The organism is Micavibrio aeruginosavorus ARL-13 (assembly GCF_000226315.1).
Taxonomy (GTDB): Bacteria; Pseudomonadota; Alphaproteobacteria; order Micavibrionales; family Micavibrionaceae; genus Micavibrio; species Micavibrio aeruginosavorus_B.
The window spans coordinates 1,452,177-1,469,930 of record NC_016026.1 but is presented as its reverse complement, the minus strand read 5'-3'; the positions used below and the strand labels follow the sequence as shown (position 1 = coordinate 1,469,930).

Genomic DNA, 17,754 nt, shown 5'->3' with positions numbered 1-17,754 from the left:
TGATGGGGCTTATTTCTCGTCAAAAAGCTGGTCCAGCCGCTGGATCAGGGCGGCGGCCAGTTCGTCGGCGTCGGCGATGGTCATGGCGGTTTTGTAATATCGGGTAACATCGTGCCCGATCCCGATGGCGGTCAGTTTGACCGGGGATGCGTTTTCGATCCAGAAAATGACACTGCGCAAATCCTGCTCCAGAATGTTGGATGGGTTGACGGACAGGGTGGAGTCATCCACCGGCGCGCCATCGGAAATGACCATCAGGATTTTGCGTTGCTCCGGTCGTTTGGCCAGACGATTATGTGCCCAGACGATGGCCTCGCCATCAATGTTTTCTTTCAGCAATCCTTCTTTCAGCATCAAGCCCAGATTTTTGCGCGTGCGGCGCCATGGTTCATCGGCGGCCTTGTAGATGATATGGCGCAAATCGTTCAGGCGGCCGGGGTGTGGCGGGCGGCCATTTTGCACCCATGCATCGCGGGATTTTCCACCCTTCCACGCGCGGGTGGTGAAGCCCAGAATTTCCGTCTTCACGCCGCAGCGTTCCAGCGTGCGGGCCAGAATGTCGGTGCAGATGGCGGCAATCGCAATCGGGCGACCCCGCATCGATCCGGAATTATCGATCAACAACGTGACGACGGTGTCGCGGAAATCGGTTTCCTTTTCCTGCTTGAATGACAAGGGCACGGTGGGGTTGGCAACAATGCGGGCCAGACGGGCGGCATCCAGTTGGCCTTCTTCTTGATCGAACAGCCATGACCGTTGTTGGCGGGCCATCAATTTGCGTTGCAGGCGGTTGGCCAACTTTGTCACTACGCCCTGTAAATGCGCCAATTGCCGGTCCAGCATATCGCGCAGGCGGTCCAATTCTTCATCATCCGCCAGTTCTGTGGCGCGGACGATTTCATCGAAAGCGGTGGTATAGATATGATACGGGTTTTCCGGGCCCGGTTGATATCCCTGATCCCGGTTGGTGCGGGTTTGACCGGGGCTTTCGCCCTCGGTTTCACTCTGTGTATTTTCGGTGTCCAGGTCATCGAAGGCGGCTTGTGCGTCGTCCTTGGCGCTTGAATCATCGCCCGCTTCCTGCGCGTCCGATCCTTCGGCGTCGGTGTCGGAATTATCGTCGTCGCCATCGCCATCTTCTTCGCCGGACAGGGGCATATTGGCTTCGTTATCGTCGCTGTCCGTATCGTCGTCATCATCCGGCGGTGTATCGCCTGCATCCATGTCGAGTTGGTCGAGCAGATGTTTGACTTCGCGCGCGAAGGTCTTCTGATCATCCATCGCGGCGGCCAGTGTGTTCAGGCCATCCGGCCCCAGCCGTTCCTGCACCCATTCACGCCACAGGCTTGCGACATGTTCGGCGGTGGGCGGCAATGTTTCCCCGGTCATGGCTGCACGGGCCAGAATATGCAGGGCATCGGCCTGATTGGTGTTTTCACGGGCCTGCGCATTGGCATATCCCATGCGGCGGCAGGTGTCTTCTAATGACGCGGACAGGTTTTTCGCCACACCCGCCATGGTACGAATGCCGATGGATTCCAATCGCGCCTGTTCCAGCGCATCAAACGCGGCCTGCGCCGATAAATCCAGCGGCGCATTGCGGCGGTGAATGGCGGAGTCATGGTGACGAAGATGCAAAGCGCGGGAATCCGCTTGCCCGCGTGTCACGCCAACCGATGGTACCGACATGGCCGCATCCGGCAAGGGCAAGCGCATGGTGCCCGCCTTTGGCAGGCTCAGGGATTTCGCGCTGCCTTCAACGGGTGTAAAGGCAACCTCAATATCCGCAACCTTCGCCATCGCCCGCAAGGTCGACGCGGTGGCGTTTTTAAATTTATCCAGTTCGCGTTGTTTGTCTTTGTCGAGGGTCATTACATCCGCGTAGCCGGAGGCATGATATCGACGCCGAAGCAGCGTTGGTAATATTCCGCCACCGTCCCGCGTTCCGTTTCATCGCATTTGTTCAGGAAGGACAGGCGGAAGGCCAGTTCGCGGTTCTTGAAGATTTTATTGTTTTCCGCCCAGCTTAAAACCGTACGCGGGGACATCAGGGTGGACAGATCGCCGTTGATGAATCCTTGCCGTGTCATGTCGGCCAGGCGCACCATCGAGCCCACTTCGTCACTGTCGAGTCCGGGCATTTTGGCGAGGACGATTTTAACCTCGTCTTCATGCGGCAGATAGTTCAGTGTGACGACGACGTTCCAGCGGTCCATCTGGCCCTGGTTGATTTGTTGTGTGCCGTGATACAGGCCCGTGGTATCGCCCAAGCCAATCGTGTTGGCCGTGGCGAACAGGCGGAAACCCGGATGCGGGCGAATGACGGTGTTCTGGTCGAGCAGGGTCAGCTTGCCCTCGGCTTCCAGCACGCGCTGGATCACGAACATCACATCCGGACGGCCCGCGTCATATTCGTCGAACACCAGGGCCACCGGGTTTTGTAATGCCCATGGCAGGATGCCTTGTTTAAATTCGGTGACCTGTTGCCCGTCTTTCAGGACGATCATGTCCTTGCCCAGCAGATCGAGGCGGCTGACGTGGGAATCCAGATTGATGCGGACACACGGCCAGTTCAGGCGCGCGGCGACCTGTTCAATATGGGTGGATTTCCCTGTGCCGTGGTACCCCTGAATCATCACGCGGCGGTTATGTGCAAACCCGGCCAGGATGGCCAGTGTGGTGTCATGGTCGAATTGGTACGTTTCATCACGCGCGGGTACGTTCGGGTGTTCAACGGAAAAACCCGGCACTTGCCAGTCAATATCCAGCCCGAATGTTTCGCGCACATCGAACCACGCATCGGGGATGGTGGTGTAATGCGGGTGGTTGGCCGTCAGGCTCTCCATCTCATACGCGCCGCCTGCGGATGCAGATGCGGAGGTGCCATTTTTTGTTTTTTGGTTGTCATGGTGTGTGCGCTTTGGAGGGAGGTGGGAGAGAACTGAAGGTTTTAATTACGCGCGGCCCGTCATCATTTTTTCATAGCTTTCAAAGGCCGCCTTTAAAATTGTATAGGCCATGTTGATGCTTTTGAGAAGCTCCTCGGCCTTTGGGTCGTCGCGGTTGACGTCCGGGTGGTATTTCTTAACCAGCTCTTTGTACTTGGCCTTGATCCCGGCCAAATCGACCGGCGGTTCCAATCCCATAATCGCCATAGCCTCGATCTCCGGGGCGGGGCGGATATCGTCCATGGACCGGAAATGTTCCTGGCGGGCCTTTTGCTGGTTTTCATGGTCGTGCGGGCGTTTGTGGAAGAACCGCGCTTCGTGCGCTTTTTTGAGAAGTTCGTCCTCCATCGCGGCGGCCGCGGCGGGGTCATAGCGTTTCGTCGGGCGGTCCCACAGCATGGCTTGCATGATATGGGCCTCGATATCCGACTGGGTCATGCCAGAGAAGAAATCCCACGCCTTGTTATATTCCTGCACATGGTCGAAGCAGAAATGGTAATAATCATTCAAACCACGGTTTTTGGGGGCTTTGTGCTCGCCATGGCGCTCACATCCCGGCATGTCGCAACTTTTGCTCCGGGGCTTTGGAGCGTCCGAATCAGCGAATTCCGGTGAATTGGGTTTCAAATGTATACGCGGCATTCCATTATTATGTTGCGGGCCGCGGCTTTTTACAAGATTTTGACATATCAAAAGGGGCGAAAATCCATGGGAATGACTGAAATTATTGAAGAAAAGCTGCGATCCGCCCTGAACCCCGAGGTTTTAGAGGTCATCAACGAATCCGCCCAGCACGCCGGCCACGCCGGGCATGATGGGTCGGGGGAGAGCCATTTTCGCATCCGAGTTGTGTCTGCCGCATTCGAGGGTGTGTCACGTGTGGAGCGTCAAAGGCGCGTTCATGGCATTTTGCAATCTGAAATATCTCAGCAAATTCATGCGCTTAGCATGAAGCTGAATACACCCGCAGAAGTTGGTGTGGCAAATTGCAAAAACAATTCATAGTTGCATTTTAATTTTTACCCCTTAAAATTGGTTTCGTCCGTACGTTAGTGCGGGTTGTGAAGTGCATTTTAAAAAGTGTGATCTATCGATCCAGGGGGACATTTTATGACCAACCATATTGCCGCAGGGGCGGTTTCTTTTTCTGATTCAAAACTGATGGATGCTATGGACGGGCTGGATGACGCCCGTGAAGCGGGGCGCAGCACGCTGGTCAGCCGCAACATCACCGTTCTGGGCCGTCGCACATCCGTGCGTCTGGAACCGGAAATGTGGGGGGCTTTGCGTGATATCGCGAAGCGCGAGCGTTGCCGTATCCATGATGTGTGTTCATTGATCCAGCTGCGCAAGAACCCGAATACATCGCTGACGGCGGCGATCCGTGTGTTCCTGATGCTGTATTACCGTGCGGCAACGACGGAGCAGGGGCATGTGCGCGCTGGTCATGGCGATTTCAATACAATGATGACCCGGGCTCAGGCCACGCCGGACGCGTTGCATATGCGCAAACGTGGTCGCAACGGTGTGAATGGCGGCGCGTCGCACATGTCGTCCATCAAGCCGGCTCAAACGCCATCTTTCCATTCCATGCAGGGCCTGTAAGTCGTTTTTTAAGCAGGCATTTATAAAAACAAAACTCCTTTTCCACACACAGACCAAGCCGGGGGCGTCATCACCGCCCCCGGCTTTTCTATACTTTGGTCTATAAGGCTGCGGGGCGGGCGACTTGATTGGGCAGTTTTTTAACCTAATTCAGTCAGATATTGGTTGAACAGGGACCACCCTTTGGCTTCGGTCCCTCTATTGATTCAAAAACGGTCGCGAAAAACCGGGGTTCTGCGTGCGTTTATTTATTCTGTGTTTTCTGTTTTTACTCTTCTTTGCTCCTTCGGCCCCGGCCTACGCGGCCTGCGCCAGCCCTGCGGGTGTGGCGGGTGATCTCATCTGGAACGAAACGGCGAAACGTCCATCCTATTGTGATGGGGCGACTTGGCGAAATTTTTGGAAAGAAAACCAATCTTCAAACAATATCCAGACCTTTGGCGTTGGGGGTATCAGCAGTTGTGCGGTGAAAAATGATGGAACGTTGTTTTGCTGGGGATCCAACGTTACCGGAGTGACCGGGTTAGGCACAACATCCGGGAACACAACAACACCAACACAAATTGGTACAGATACGGATTGGAGCTCGGTCAGCATCGGGTCGAGCGTTGTCAGCGGTGTCGCGTGTGGCGTACGCGGTGGTGCGGCCTATTGCTGGGGCAGCAATGGAAATGGCATTACCGGGCTGGGCACAACATCCGGGAACACAACAACACCGACCCAGGTTGGGACGGCCACAAATTGGTCTGTGCTGGATGTGAGTTTAGGGCAAGCTTGCGGGATACGAGGAGGGGCCCTGTATTGCTGGGGGTGGAATGGATATGGGGGAACCGGGCTGGGCACAACATCCGGGAACACAACAACACCGACCCAGGTTGGATCGGCCACAAATTGGGATTTCGTATCGTCCGGGGCTTACCATGTTTGCGGGTTAAGGGCCGGAGCCCTGTATTGCTGGGGGAATAATACGGATGGTGCGACGGGGCTTGGCACATTAACAGGGAGCCAGACAACCCCGGCGCAGGTTGGCACGGCGACGGATTGGTCCTATCTGTCTGCGGGATCGGCGCAGACCTGTGCCATTCGTAATGGCGCGCTTTATTGCTGGGGATGGAATGGGTCTGGTGCAACCGGATTGGGCACAACGTCCGGGAATCAGACAACGCCGGCTCAAGTGGGAACAGCGACTGACTGGCAAACTGTTATCGTCGGCGGCGATCATACGTGCGGTATTCGAAGCGGAGCAATGTATTGCTGGGGCGTGAACAGTTATGGCGGCACGGGCCTTGGTACGACATCGGGGACCCAGACGACGCCCGCACAAGTGGGAACAGATACGGATTGGGCTTATGTTGAAACAGGCGGTTCTAACTCCTGCGGTATGCGGGGGAATGCCAGATATTGCTGGGGATGGAACTATACCTATTCCTTGGGGTTGGGGGATGCAACACAACGAAATTCTCCGACACTCGGCGGTGCCACATGGGGATCGTATGGCGTTGTTTCACATGGCTCTGGCGGTTCCGGCCCGTGTACAGCGCCGGACGGTGTGGCCGGGGATATTATTTACAATGCGACCCATCATGTTCTGCAATATTGCGATGGGGCCGTGTGGCATGCGGTGGGGCCGACATTGGGGTCGACCGGGGCCGGGTGTGCAAATCCGGCGGGGGTCGAAGGGGATATCATCTTCAACACCACGCACAACAAGGTGCAATATTGCAATGGCACCGGGTGGCACCATGTAGCCCCGGCCTTTTAAGTGTGCCGTGCGGGCATTAAAAAACCGGATCGTTTGATCCGGTTTTTGTTTATCTTCTTTTATCGGGCCAGTGTATCGGCACTGAATTTTTGGTAGCGGAATTTGATACCGCTTTGATGGGGGCCTTGAATCTTTTCAATACGTTCCATCGTATCGGCGGCGTAGACGAGGGCGGTGACGCCGTTTGCTTTCGCTGGGTCGTTCGATGGTTGCAACAATTCCAGCCAATACAGGGTTAGATCACCATGGGTGAAGGGCTGGTTCAGGCGGCACCACGTAATGTCGCGACCCTGATACGGGCGAACGGAGATCGTACCCCATTCCTGCGCCTGCGCGGCGCAAGCGGCGTAGGTCTCCTCATCCGTGAACTCAACGCACAGATGGCTGATACCCGGCACGGCTTTGGCCGGGAAGCGATTTTTAAACGCATCCAGTCCCATCGTTCCGTATTGTTCGAACGTGTCCTGAACGGTCTTTTTGATATCGTCCGGTGTCATTGTGCCCAAGGTCATTATGCCCGGCCCATCGCCAGATATTTGGCGCGGCGGGATTTGATCAGCTTGTCACCATCCCATGGGGTCATGGTGTTCAGGGCTTTGTCGATCTGGCTGGCGACGCTTTCAATCGTCTCATCCTTGTGACGGTGTGCGCCGCCAACAGGTTCGCCGATAATGCCATCGATCAGTTTCAGGCCCAGCATGTCTTCCGCCGTCAGTTTCAGGGCGGTTGCGGCGTCCTGTGCGTGTTCGGCACTGCGCCACAGAATGGACGCGCATCCTTCCGGTGAAATAACGGAATAGATGGAATGTTCCAGCATGTAGACCTTGTCCGCGGTCGCAATGGCAATCGCACCACCCGATCCACCTTCGCCAATCACAACCGATATGATCGGCGTGCGTACGCGCAGGCAGGTTTCAATGGATTTTGCAATCGCTTCGGCCTGGCCGCGTTCTTCTGCGCCCACGCCCGGATACGCACCGGCGGTATCAACCAGCGTGATGATCGGCAATTGGAATTGGTCGGCCATTTCCATCAGGCGCTGCGCCTTGCGGTAGCCTTCGGGGCGGGCCATGCCGAAATTGTGACGGATGCGGGCTTCGGTCGTGTTGCCCTTTTCCTGGCCCATGATCACGACGGAGCGGCCACGGAAACGGCCCAGGCCACCGATCAAGGCTTGGTCTTCGGCAAAGCGGCGATCACCGGCCAGCGGTGTGAAATCGTCGATCATGGAGTCAACGTAATCAAGGAAGTGCGGGCGGTCCTGATGACGGGCGACCTGCACCTTTTGCACGGGGGTCAGCTTGCCATAGGTTTGTTGCAGCAAACGCGCGGACTTGTCCTGCATGCGTTTGATTTCTTCGGCGACATTGACGGATGTGCTGCTGCTGGTGTTGCGCAGCTCCGCAATTTTTGCCTCCAGTTCCAGAACCGGCTTCTCGAAATCAAGTCTGCTCATAGGTCTTCCTTACATACAGGTTAGAAGGTCCATTGTGATAGCAGAACAGGCTGACAAATTCAATTGTCAGCCTGTTCCATATTCTTGCTTAACCTATTGATACCAAAGGAGAGTATAAAACTCCGGCCCGGATCAAATTAGGCGCCAACAACCTTTTGGCCCAGCGGGTGCTTTTCTTCGACCGTTTTCTTGGCCTTTTCGCCCACGATGTGCGTGTAGATCTGGGTTGTTGCGATGTCGGCGTGGCCCAGCATTTTCTGTACCGCGCGCAGGTCGGCACCGTTGTTCAACAGGTGCGTTGCGAAAGCGTGGCGCAGGATGTGCGGGCTGACGCGGTCTGCATCAATACCGGCTGTATCAGCCAAGTCTTTCAGCAGTTGCGCGAAGCGCTGACGGGTCAGGTGACCGCTTTCCGACGTACGGGACGGGAACAGCCACTGGCCCTGGGTGCCTTTGTCGTCGGACGCAACGAATTGCTGACGGACATCCAGATATTTTTCCAGAGATTTTTGAGCCGGTTCAGACAGCGGGACCATGCGCTCACGGCCACCTTTGCCTTCAACCATCAGGAACTGACGATCATCGTTGATCGAGGACAGCGGCAGGCCAACCAGTTCAGAAACGCGCAGGCCGGTGGCATACAGCATTTCCAGCAGGCAAACCAGACGCAGGCTGTCAGCACCGCCGCCAATGGCAGCAGCTTTGATCAGGTTGCTGACTTCGGACTCAGACAGAGTCTTCGGCAGGGTGCGGCCTTGTTTCGGGCTTTCGATCGCTGACGTCGGGTCATCCTTGCGGATGTTTTCCGATACCAGATAGCGGTAGAACTGGCGCAGGGCGGACAGACGGCGGGCAACCGTACGGGTTGCGATCTGAGCCGTGTTCTGGCCCTTCACGTGCATCTTGTCACCGAGGTCTTTCAAATAGGATTTGATTTCGTCGTTGCTGGCATCGACGATCTCTTTGCTGGCTTTGTCGCGCAGATACAGGCTGAAATCAGCCAGATCGCGCCAGTAGGCCTGGCGTGTGTTCATTGCAGCCCCGCGCTCAGTCGTGAGCATATCGAGGAACGAATCCACGAGCGGGTGAAGTTTCGGTTTCGGCATTGCCGGACGACCAGGACGAGCCATTTTAATATATCTCCTATTTTAATTCGTCTAAGCCCAGAATGACTGCAAGAGCCAGATCATGTGCTTCTTTTTTGAACCCCACTGTTACTAAACTTCTGAGAACCTCGCGGATAACGCCGGGGTGGACCTTGTCCGGGGCCCGGGCCATATCGTTCAGGATCACAGAGGCTAGCAGTACCGTCTCACCAAGCCGCTGATCTTCGGCGGCTCTGCCGAGCTGTTCTAACAAGCCACCTAACGGCATTACATAATCGTTAGGGGCTGTCAAGTCAAACAATTTTTCATAAGCGCCGGACTTGTCGGCATTATGTAATGCATTTTCCAGCCCAAGTCCACTAAAAACAGCAAGGATTTCCTTGTCTTTTTGGCTTTCCGGGGTGGCGAAACGGGCCTTGGCGGCGTCACTATTAAAAATATCCAAAAGGCGTGAATTATTTCCCAAAACGGCCATGGCGGCCCCCAATTCATATGATTCGGAAGGGCGTGATTCGGACACTGATTCGCGGGCATTCCAGGCCTTGACCCAGCGTTCCGGCGGGGCCACCCCGGCCAGCATCATGACCCGCAGGCCGTTGTCCAAAGCCCGGCCAGAGAAGCCCTCCGGGCTGGCTTTGCTTAAGGATTCGGCAAAAGGATAGTAGGCGGCGGCAGGCGTGCGGGCGTCAAAATTCATCAATCCGGGCAATGTGGCGTCGATGGTGGCTTTCGGTGCCCCTTTAATGGAGCGCCATGATTGCGCCACGCTGCCCAGCGGGCCCGCATCAATTGCGGCGTCGTCATATAAGGCCGCCAGTCGGTCGGTGTGGACCAGGCCACGGCGCAGAGCCTCGGCCATTAACGGTGCGCGCAGGCGGGCGGGCATGGTCGGATCTTCGACCATGATCATCAGCACGGCCCCATCCACGGTCGCGACATCGCGCAGTTTCAGGCGGCTGTAATCATAACGGCGCAAGCCCGCCAAAACGGATCGTTCCAAACCATTCAGCGCGGCAAAATCTTCGACATCGCCGATACCGAGTTTGAAATCTTTCCGTGATAGCAGTTGAGTCAGAATTTTGCTTTCGCCCAATGCGGTTTCGTCAATTTTGAAGTCGTCGGCCTTTGGGTTGATCATGCGGGCCTGGATGGCGCCACAGATCGGGGCCATGGCGGTCCACCACGCCATGTCATCGGCGGACATGTCGGCGGGGTTGTCCATCATGCGTTTTTGCACAGCGCGAAATTCAAGGCAGGCCAATCCGGTTTCGCCGTTATACAGCATGGCGGTAATGCCGGCGCGGGCCAGTTTTTCGTGATAAGGCTCACCCGCAATTTGCGTATACAAATCCATCGCGGATTTATAAGCGCCAATATCCAGCAGCTTTTGCAGGCGCAGTGTCATCAGGTCGTTGCCCTTTTCCGGGGCGACATCGGCGCGAATAAAAGTGCTGTCGGCCTGGGTCAAAAGCAGGCGCAGCGTCATGTCCTGCATCGTTGCCACGGTGTGACCGGTGGGCAGGTTGGGAATTTCTTTTACGATGGTGGATCGTGATGATCCCGCCCACATATCAACGCCCAGCGTGGTGCCCAGCGGGTCGCTGAGCGTGCCGTAGCTTTCCAGCACCTTGTAGCTGAATTTGGGCAACGATGTGGGTGGTGGCGTGAACTTGACCGTTTGGGCCTGATCTTGTTTCTTTGGGGCTTCGGTGTCCGGTTTTTCCGTTTTCACCGGAGCAGGGCGGTTTGCGCCGCCCTGTGTTCCGGCCATGCGGTCATTCGCGAAAACGGGTGTTGCCATGACGGTCATGGCCGCAACGCCCAGCATGAAAATTTTGAATGTCCGCGAGATGATCATGATACGCGAGGCCCCAATACTGGATCAGTTGTAAAAACGGTCGTTTGGAACGGTCTTGCTGACTTCGGTCTGCGGCACGTTGACGTCCGTAAACGCAACAAACCCGAAACCGCCGATGATCATCAGTAAAACGGCCAGTGAAATCCATTTCAGCATGGTCAAACTCCTTATTGGGCGGGATTATTCCCGAATCGACATAATACGGGCAATGTAGCAAAGGGGGGCCTGAATTCAACAGGGTGGGGGCCATATTTTCATTTTATTCATGCCGTGGCATAAGAATGGGATGAATACTATCCCACAGGACAGGATGGGCCCCGAGGCCCTGATCGGATTGGTACGGGGGCGGATTAACCGCCCCATCGTACTGGTGGGGCCCATGGGGGCCGGCAAATCTCGCCTGGGCCGTCGCTTGGGGCAAGTTTTGGGCCTGCCCTTCGTTGATTCCGATGACGAGGTTGAACGGGCTGCCGGTATGCGCATTCCGGAAATATTTGCAACATTGGGTGAACCGGCGTTCCGCGACGGCGAAGCCCGGGTGATCCGCCGTCTGCTGGATAACGGGGAACAGGTGATTTCCACCGGGGGCGGGGCGGTTATGCGCCCTGAAACGGCGGATCTGATCTGGGCGCAATCCATCTCCATCTGGGTGCGGGCGGATCTGGCCATTCTGGCCGAACGAACACGCAATGGCCGTCCGCGCCCGTTGCTGGCTGGTAAGGACCCGGAACAGGTTTTGCGTGACTTATCCGTGATCCGCGACCCTGTTTATGCCCGGGCGATGATACAGGTGGATACCGGGTCCGGTGATGACGATGCCATTATGATGCAGGCCCTGCGCGGGCTGCAGGATCTGTTGGGGGATATGTAATGAATAACCGTGTGGTTCATGTGCCGTTGGGGGATCGTGCCTATGACATCCATGTCGGGCAGGGTGTTTTGAATACGATCATGGATGCATTACCGCCATCGATTGCAGAGTCAAAACGTTTTTTTGTTTTGACGGACGAAAATGCCGAGGCCTATGCCCTGCAGGTTGCCGGGGCCTGTGGTGGCATTACGATGACCTTGCCACCGGGTGAAGCCACAAAATCCATTGCATGGTTTGAACGGGTGCAGGATTGGTTGCTGGATAACGGCGTGAATCGTGGATCGGTGTTGATTGCGGTTGGCGGCGGTGTCGTGGGTGATCTGGGCGGGTTTTGTGCAGCCACCATTATGCGGGGCATTTCTTTTGTTCAGGTGCCAACGACCCTGCTGGCGCAGGTGGACAGCTCGGTTGGTGGCAAAACCGGTATCAATATGGGTGCGGGCAAAAATCTGGTCGGGGCGTTTCATCAGCCTGTTGCCGTGTTTTGTGACACCAATGTTCTGGACACACTGCCCGCCCGCGAATTGCGTGCCGGATATGCCGAGATTGTCAAATACGGCCTTCTGGGTGATGCGGAATTTTTTGCGTGGCTGGAACATAATGGGGTCCGGGTGCTGACCCGTGATCCCGAGGCCATTACCCATGCCGTCGAAACATCCTGTAAACACAAGGCCGAGATTGTCGCCGAGGATGAGCATGAACGTGCGGGCGGTCGCCGCGCGTTGTTGAATTTTGGTCACACATTCGCGCATGCCATTGAATCCGCCTGTGGCTATGATGGTCGTGTTTTACATGGTGAAGCGGTGGCCGTGGGCATGATGCTGGCTACGGAATTATCGGCGCGTTTGTCACTTTGTTCGCACGATACAGTGACGCGCACGCGCGCGCATTTGCAAATTGTCGAGTTGCCAGTGACCTTGCGCGATATGGATTTACCGCTGTCTCTGGATGAAAAAGGTTTGTTGGACCGGATGCGTGGCGATAAAAAGGCCAATGATCAGGGAATCCAGTTTATATTGACGCGGGGTATCGGGCAGGCTTTTGTCCAGGGTGGTGTGGATGATCATGATGTTCTGTCTGTTTTAAATCAGTCTTTGTAAGGAAAAATAATGTCTTTGGGTTTGTCCTGTTTTGCGATTTTTATTCTGTTGTGCCTGTCTGCGTTTTTTTCCGGCTCTGAAACCGCTTTGACGGCGGCATCCAAGGCCCGTATGGCGGCGTTGGCGAAGGAAGGCAATAAACGCGCCATCATGGTGAATAAGGTGCGCGATAAAAAAGACCGCATGATCGGGGCTTTGTTGCTGGGGAATAACCTGGTCAATATTATGGCTTCGGCACTGGCGACCAGTGTTTTGATTTTTCTGTTTGGCGATGCGGGTGTTTTTTATGCCACGATTGCCATGACGCTGATCGTTCTGATCTGCTCGGAAGTGTTGCCAAAAACCTACGCTTTCTATCATGCCGATGGCATGGCAATGACGATTGCGCCTATCATTAACGTGCTGATTAAAATCCTGGCGCCGGTGACCGAAACGGTGGCGTGGATTGTGCGGGGGTTGTTGCGCCTGTTTGGGCAGGACATTACTCAGGTGAATGTCGGGAACAATATCGAAGAACTGCGCGGTGCCATTGAAATGCACAGCGGTGAAGACAAGGAAGTGCAGGAACAGCGCGCAATGCTGCGTTCCATTCTGGACCTGGCCGATGTGGAGGTGGAGGAAATTATGATCCACCGCCGTAATGTCATGATGATTGATCTGGATCAGCCAGCCGCCGCCATTGTTCAACAGGTGCTGGAAAGCCCCTATACCCGCATTCCCGTCTGGCGCGGCAGTGCGGACAATATTGTCGGTGTGATCCATGCCAAGGCGCTGTTGCGTGAAATGCAAAGCGAAGGCGGGAGCATTGATCGCATTGATGTTGAACGTCTGGCCGCCGATCCGTGGTTTATTCCGAACAGCACAACCCTGTTTGACCAGTTGCAGGAATTCCGCAAACGTCGGGAACATTTTGCCTTGGTTGTCGATGAATATGGCTCGCTCATGGGCATTATTACGCTGGAAGATATTCTGGAAGAGATCGTTGGTGACATTGATGATGAACATGACATCAGCGTGGCCGGCGTACGCAAACAGCCCAATGGCACGCTGTTGATTGATGGAACGGTCACGATCCGCGACTTGAACCGGGAATTTGACTGGAATCTGCCGGACGAGGATTATTCAACGTTGGCGGGGCTTGTCCTGCACGAAGCCCAGAAAATCCCGGATATTGGCCAGGTGTTTAATTTTTATGGATTCCGCTTCGATATCGTTCGTCGCCATCGGAACCAGATCACGCTGGTCCGCGTGACGCCACCGAAGAAAAAGGGTGAAGCGGCGTAGGATGCTAGCGTGACAAAAACATATTCCCGCGTGTTGTCTTAACGGTACGATAACCCGCATCTTTCATGACGCCAAACAAATCACCAACCCATTGGTCCTGGGATGTGTGTTCAATAATGATGTGTTTCGGGAACAGGCTTTGTGGCGCGTTTTTGAAGAACGGGATCAGGGCGCGGTCTTCAAACCCTTCAACATCCACCTTCATCACGTCGATTTTTTCAATGCCATTGCGGCGGAGCAATGTTTCAAACGGTTCAACCTGAACCGTGATGGAATGCGCGGATTTTTCATCCGTGGCATGGGCACCGCCATAGCCGGTTGATAAATCCAGTTCCATCACCGCGCTGACATCACCGACGGCGCACTGTTCAAGGCTGAGTTTGGAGACGCCTGTCTTGCTCTGGGCTTGTAAAATTTCGTAATTGGCGCGGATGCGGGCGCACATTTTCGGGTTGGGTTCGATGGCCAGTGCGTGGCCTGTGCCCTTGGTCCGGGCCAGAAAATTCTGGGTAAAGAAGCCAGAGTTGGCCCCCATATCAACAAAAACGGCCCCCGTATCCGGCAATCCGGCGTTCAGGAAGTTGAGTTCGTCGATATTGTAATACCCAAACAGGGCCTTTGCCTCGGTCGTGTTATCCAGATTCAGGATAAAGGGCACACCGCGAAAATCCGTGATAATCGGGTGATCGACGCGGGCCTTGATGAAATTCAAGATCGCGCGGCGAAACCCACCACGGGATAAGGGCGTACGACGGGCCACCGCAATCACCATGCGATAGGCGGGATCAAGGGCGCGTGGGGCCTGTAGCTGTGCGTTCAATTTCAAACCTGTCCGTGGCAATGTTTGAATTTTTTGCCAGACCCGCACGGGCAGGGCGCGTTGCGTTGCGTTTGCCCCCATGTCGAAGGGTCCTGCGCATTGAATGTGGCATTGCGGATCGGCTGCTGGGTGGCCGGCTGTATGCTGTCATCCGGTACGGATGTTTCGGCTGAGGCCGGGTCAACCCGCGTTTCGTGCAGTTTGGACGGGTCCGGTTCCTGTGGGCCACGGGCCAGTTGCTGCAAATCTTCCGGTGAGCGGATTTCAAGCAGGCTGAGCGTCGTGGTCACGTTTTCACGCAATTGGACCAGCATCATTTCAAACATTGTGAACGCTTCAGTTTTGTATTCGTTCAGCGGGTCACGCTGGCCGAAGGCGCGCAGATTGATGCCCTGACGCAAATGGTCGAGGTTCAGCAGGTGTTCTTTCCAGTTTTGGTCCAGCAATTGGAGCAGGAAGGCTTTTTCCATCTGACGCCAGACTTTCGGTCCGGCATTCACGGCCTTGGCGGCCATTTTCTTGTCCGATGCATCGATCAGGCGGTCGATGATTTCATTGTCGGCAATGCCTTCTTCCTTCGCCCAATCCGCAATCGGCAGGTCGAGGGAAAGAACGCGCAGGACTTCGGCTTTCAGCGTCGCCGTGTCCCATTGTTCGGCATAGGATTGTGCCGGGATCAGGCGCATGACCATATCTTCGATCACTTCATGGCGCATACCGGCAACGATGTCTTCGACATCATCGGCATCCATGATTTCGCGGCGTTGTTCGTAAATCACTTTCCGCTGGTCATTCATGACGTTGTCGAATTTCAGCAGGTTTTTACGAATTTCAAAGTTCTGCTGTTCCACGCGGGCCTGGGCGCGTTCCAGCGCTTTGGAAATCCACGGGTGAACCAGGGCTTCGCCTTCGCGTAGGCCAATCTGTTTGTTCCCCAGCAGCATTTCCATTTTTTCGGACCCGAAAATGCGCATCAAATCATCTTCCAGCGATAGGAAGAACATGGTGGCACCCGGATCACCCTGGCGGCCCGAACGGCCACGCAGCTGGTTATCAATCCGGCGGGATTCGTGGCGTTCCGTCCCAATCACATACAAACCGCCCGCGCTGCGTACAATTTCGCGGTCGCGCTCAATCTCGGCGGTCAGGGTGGTGATACGGGCCTGTTTCTGATCATCCGGCAACGTATCGTCGATTTCGGCGGCGATGCGCATTTGCAGGTTACCGCCCAACTGAATGTCGGTCCCACGACCGGCCATGTTGGTGGCAATCGTCACCGCGCCGGGGCGACCGGCTTGGGAGATGATATAGGCTTCCTGTTCGTGGTGGCGGGCGTTCAGCACGTTGTGCGGGATGCCAGCCTTTTTCAGTTTCTCGGACAATTGTTCCGATTTTTCAATCGACACGGTGCCGACCAGAACCGGTTGGTTGCGATCGCGGCATTCCTGAACCAGTTTTACAACGGCATCTTCTTTTTCCCGCAGGGATTTATAGATTTTGTCGTTGTGATCGATACGGGCGACCGGGTTGTTGGTGGGAATATCCACGACACCCAGTTTGTAAATCTCTTCAAATTCCGCCGCTTCGGTCATGGCCGTACCGGTCATGCCCGCCAGTTTCGGGTACATGCGGAAATAGTTCTGGAAGGTGATAGAAGCCAGCGTCTGGTTTTCGTTCTGGATCTTCACGCCTTCACGCGCTTCCAACGCCTGGTGCAGACCTTCGGAGAAACGGCGGCCTTCCATCATACGGCCCGTGAATTCGTCGATGATGATGACCTTGTCATCCTTCACGATGTAATCGCGGTCGCGGGCAAACAGCTTGTGCGCGCGCAGGGCCTGGTTCACGTGGTGGACCAGCGTGACGTTGCCGGCATCATACATCGTGCCACCATCCTGCAACAGGCCAGCTTGGCGCAGCAAATCTTCCACATGCTCGGTCCCTTGATCGGTCAGGGCGACGCTGCGCTGTTTTTCATCCAGATCGAAATCTTCGGCGATCAGCTTCGGAATGATTTTATTGATGGCCGTGTACATCTCCGATGAATCTTCGGCCGGGCCGGAGATGATCAACGGTGTCCGTGCTTCGTCCACCAGAATGGAGTCCACTTCGTCGACGATGGCGAAATGGAATGGGCGCTGGACCATCGCGTCCAGGCGGTATTTCATGTTGTCGCGCAGGTAGTCGAAGCCGAATTCATTGTTCGTGCCGTAGGTAATATCGGCGGCGTAGGCGGCTTTGCGCTCCTGATCCTTCATATCATGCACGATGCAGCCAACGGTCAGGCCGAGGAAGCGGTAAACCTGGCCCATCCATTCCGCGTCACGTTTGGCCAGATAATCGTTGACCGTTACAACGTGCACGCCTTTGCCGGGCAGAGCGTTCAGATACGCGGCCAGTGTGGCCACCAATGTTTTACCTTCACCCGTACGCATTTCGGCAATTTTACCGGAATGCAAAACGGCACCACCCATCAACTGCACATCGAAATGGCGTTGACCCAGTGTGCGTTTTGCGGCTTCGCGCACAACGGCGAACGCGTCATGCAAAAGATTGTCCAGCTTTTCACCGCTGGCCAATTTGTCGCGGAACAACGCGGTTTGATTCCGCAATTCGGAATCGGACATGGCTTGGTACTTGGCTTCCAGCGCGTTGATCGGCTCAACGTGGCGGGCGACGGAGCGGACCATACGGTCATTACTGGAACCAAAAATTTTCTGGGCGAGGGCGAGCAACATCGTATCCTTTGTGATGTATGGAAAATAAGAGGAAACCCCTCAATAACACGGGATTTTCGCCATTTTTACGAGTGAAGATATAGAACTCCGCCCAGCCCACGTCAACGGAAAGGCAAGAAGGGCGGTGGATAACTTCGCCCCTCTTGTAGCCCATAGGATGGGGACAACCCGGACATGGCGGCTTTATTCTGTGTTGAACCCCCTAT

The 17,754-nt window shown here is 55.5% G+C and carries 16 protein-coding genes; 6 read left to right on the top strand and 10 right to left on the bottom strand.

The window, feature by feature from the left end; genetic code table 11:
- Window positions 1-9: 9 nt before the first annotated feature.
- From cobT to MICA_RS06940, 3 genes are all read right to left on the bottom strand, one after another.
- Window positions 10-1,872 carry a cobaltochelatase subunit CobT gene (gene cobT, locus MICA_RS06950; RefSeq protein WP_014103013.1) on the bottom strand — a complete coding sequence of 621 codons (1,863 nt, stop codon included), beginning with the start codon at window positions 1,870-1,872 and terminating at the stop codon, window positions 10-12.
- On the bottom strand, window positions 1,872-2,846 hold the full coding sequence (locus tag MICA_RS06945; RefSeq protein WP_014103012.1) for an AAA family ATPase: 975 nt from the start codon (window positions 2,844-2,846) through the stop codon (window positions 1,872-1,874). Before MICA_RS06945 ends, cobT begins: the two co-directional genes overlap by 1 nt.
- Before the next feature lie 108 nt (window positions 2,847-2,954).
- Window positions 2,955-3,509 carry a J domain-containing protein gene (locus MICA_RS06940; RefSeq protein WP_014103011.1) on the bottom strand — a complete coding sequence of 185 codons (555 nt, stop codon included), beginning with the start codon at window positions 3,507-3,509 and terminating at the stop codon, window positions 2,955-2,957.
- A gap of 147 nt (window positions 3,510-3,656) precedes the next feature.
- Between MICA_RS06940 and MICA_RS06935 the strand changes: the two genes are divergently transcribed.
- The 3 genes from MICA_RS06935 to MICA_RS06925 all read left to right on the top strand — a co-directional run bounded on the left by MICA_RS06935 (window position 3,657) and on the right by MICA_RS06925 (window position 6,315).
- Window positions 3,657-3,953 (top strand): BolA family protein, encoded by a 297-nt coding sequence (locus MICA_RS06935; protein ID WP_041794439.1) that lies wholly within the window; start codon window positions 3,657-3,659, stop codon window positions 3,951-3,953.
- A 105-nt stretch (window positions 3,954-4,058) separates the two neighbouring features.
- Window positions 4,059-4,553: a ribbon-helix-helix domain-containing protein gene (locus MICA_RS06930; RefSeq protein WP_014103009.1), complete on the top strand. Its 495-nt coding sequence runs from the start codon at window positions 4,059-4,061 to the stop codon at window positions 4,551-4,553.
- A 238-nt stretch (window positions 4,554-4,791) separates the two neighbouring features.
- The gene (locus MICA_RS06925; protein ID WP_014103008.1) at window positions 4,792-6,315 is read left to right on the top strand and encodes an RCC1 domain-containing protein; all 1,524 of its coding nucleotides are present in this window, start codon (window positions 4,792-4,794) and stop codon (window positions 6,313-6,315) included.
- A 59-nt stretch (window positions 6,316-6,374) separates the two neighbouring features.
- Here MICA_RS06925 and MICA_RS06920 read toward each other — a convergent pair whose 3' ends face one another.
- From MICA_RS06920 to MICA_RS12405, 5 genes are all read right to left on the bottom strand, one after another.
- Complete coding sequence (locus tag MICA_RS06920; protein ID WP_148260441.1) at window positions 6,375-6,827, bottom strand: hypothetical protein; 453 nt, start codon at window positions 6,825-6,827, stop codon at window positions 6,375-6,377.
- Window positions 6,827-7,771, bottom strand: coding sequence for an acetyl-CoA carboxylase carboxyltransferase subunit alpha (locus MICA_RS06915; RefSeq protein ID WP_014103006.1), 945 nt, complete (start codon window positions 7,769-7,771; stop codon window positions 6,827-6,829). Before MICA_RS06915 ends, MICA_RS06920 begins: the two co-directional genes overlap by 1 nt.
- A gap of 137 nt (window positions 7,772-7,908) precedes the next feature.
- Window positions 7,909-8,901 (bottom strand): site-specific tyrosine recombinase XerD, encoded by a 993-nt coding sequence (xerD, locus tag MICA_RS06910; protein WP_081463072.1) that lies wholly within the window; start codon window positions 8,899-8,901, stop codon window positions 7,909-7,911.
- Window positions 8,902-8,914: 13 nt separating this feature from the next.
- Window positions 8,915-10,735, bottom strand: coding sequence for a hypothetical protein (locus MICA_RS06905; protein ID WP_014103004.1), 1,821 nt, complete (start codon window positions 10,733-10,735; stop codon window positions 8,915-8,917).
- Window positions 10,736-10,759: 24 nt separating this feature from the next.
- Window positions 10,760-10,891, bottom strand: a complete 132-nt coding sequence (locus MICA_RS12405) for a hypothetical protein (protein WP_014103003.1) — start codon at window positions 10,889-10,891, stop codon at window positions 10,760-10,762.
- Window positions 10,892-11,000: 109 nt separating this feature from the next.
- Between MICA_RS12405 and MICA_RS06900 the strand changes: the two genes are divergently transcribed.
- From MICA_RS06900 to MICA_RS06890, 3 genes are read left to right on the top strand one after another with little or no spacing between them, the layout of a single operon-like run.
- Window positions 11,001-11,606: a shikimate kinase gene (locus MICA_RS06900; RefSeq protein ID WP_321162933.1), complete on the top strand. Its 606-nt coding sequence runs from the start codon at window positions 11,001-11,003 to the stop codon at window positions 11,604-11,606.
- A complete protein-coding gene (gene aroB, locus MICA_RS06895; protein WP_014103001.1) occupies window positions 11,606-12,706 on the top strand; it encodes a 3-dehydroquinate synthase in 1,101 nt (366 codons plus the stop codon). The genes MICA_RS06900 and aroB overlap by 1 nt, the downstream gene beginning before the upstream one ends.
- A gap of 9 nt (window positions 12,707-12,715) precedes the next feature.
- A complete protein-coding gene (locus tag MICA_RS06890; protein WP_014103000.1) occupies window positions 12,716-13,990 on the top strand; it encodes an HlyC/CorC family transporter in 1,275 nt (424 codons plus the stop codon).
- A 4-nt stretch (window positions 13,991-13,994) separates the two neighbouring features.
- Here MICA_RS06890 and MICA_RS06885 read toward each other — a convergent pair whose 3' ends face one another.
- Together MICA_RS06885 and secA are read right to left on the bottom strand one after the other, a co-directional pair.
- Window positions 13,995-14,891, bottom strand: coding sequence for an FkbM family methyltransferase (locus tag MICA_RS06885; protein WP_236619864.1), 897 nt, complete (start codon window positions 14,889-14,891; stop codon window positions 13,995-13,997).
- Complete coding sequence (gene secA / locus MICA_RS06880) at window positions 14,813-17,548, bottom strand: preprotein translocase subunit SecA (RefSeq protein WP_014102998.1); 2,736 nt, start codon at window positions 17,546-17,548, stop codon at window positions 14,813-14,815. The genes MICA_RS06885 and secA overlap by 79 nt, the downstream gene beginning before the upstream one ends.
- Window positions 17,549-17,754 lie beyond the last annotated feature (206 nt).

Coding starts and splice junctions, on each gene's coding strand:
- MICA_RS06885 (WP_236619864.1), bottom strand. CDS start 14,891: ATGGGGGCAAACGCAACGCAACGCGCCCTGCCCGTGCGGGTCTGGCAA.
- MICA_RS06930 (WP_014103009.1), top strand. CDS start 4,059: ATGACCAACCATATTGCCGCAGGGGCGGTTTCTTTTTCTGATTCAAAA.
- xerD (WP_081463072.1), bottom strand. CDS start 8,901: ATGGCTCGTCCTGGTCGTCCGGCAATGCCGAAACCGAAACTTCACCCG.
- MICA_RS06935 (WP_041794439.1), top strand. CDS start 3,657: ATGGGAATGACTGAAATTATTGAAGAAAAGCTGCGATCCGCCCTGAAC.
- MICA_RS06915 (WP_014103006.1), bottom strand. CDS start 7,771: ATGAGCAGACTTGATTTCGAGAAGCCGGTTCTGGAACTGGAGGCAAAA.
- MICA_RS06900 (WP_321162933.1), top strand. CDS start 11,001: ATGCCGTGGCATAAGAATGGGATGAATACTATCCCACAGGACAGGATG.
- secA (WP_014102998.1), bottom strand. CDS start 17,548: ATGTTGCTCGCCCTCGCCCAGAAAATTTTTGGTTCCAGTAATGACCGT.
- MICA_RS06890 (WP_014103000.1), top strand. CDS start 12,716: ATGTCTTTGGGTTTGTCCTGTTTTGCGATTTTTATTCTGTTGTGCCTG.
- MICA_RS06905 (WP_014103004.1), bottom strand. CDS start 10,735: ATGATCATCTCGCGGACATTCAAAATTTTCATGCTGGGCGTTGCGGCC.
- MICA_RS06920 (WP_148260441.1), bottom strand. CDS start 6,827: ATGACCTTGGGCACAATGACACCGGACGATATCAAAAAGACCGTTCAG.
- cobT (WP_014103013.1), bottom strand. CDS start 1,872: ATGACCCTCGACAAAGACAAACAACGCGAACTGGATAAATTTAAAAAC.
- aroB (WP_014103001.1), top strand. CDS start 11,606: ATGAATAACCGTGTGGTTCATGTGCCGTTGGGGGATCGTGCCTATGAC.
- MICA_RS06945 (WP_014103012.1), bottom strand. CDS start 2,846: ATGGAGAGCCTGACGGCCAACCACCCGCATTACACCACCATCCCCGAT.
- MICA_RS06940 (WP_014103011.1), bottom strand. CDS start 3,509: ATGCCGGGATGTGAGCGCCATGGCGAGCACAAAGCCCCCAAAAACCGT.
- MICA_RS12405 (WP_014103003.1), bottom strand. CDS start 10,891: ATGCTGAAATGGATTTCACTGGCCGTTTTACTGATGATCATCGGCGGT.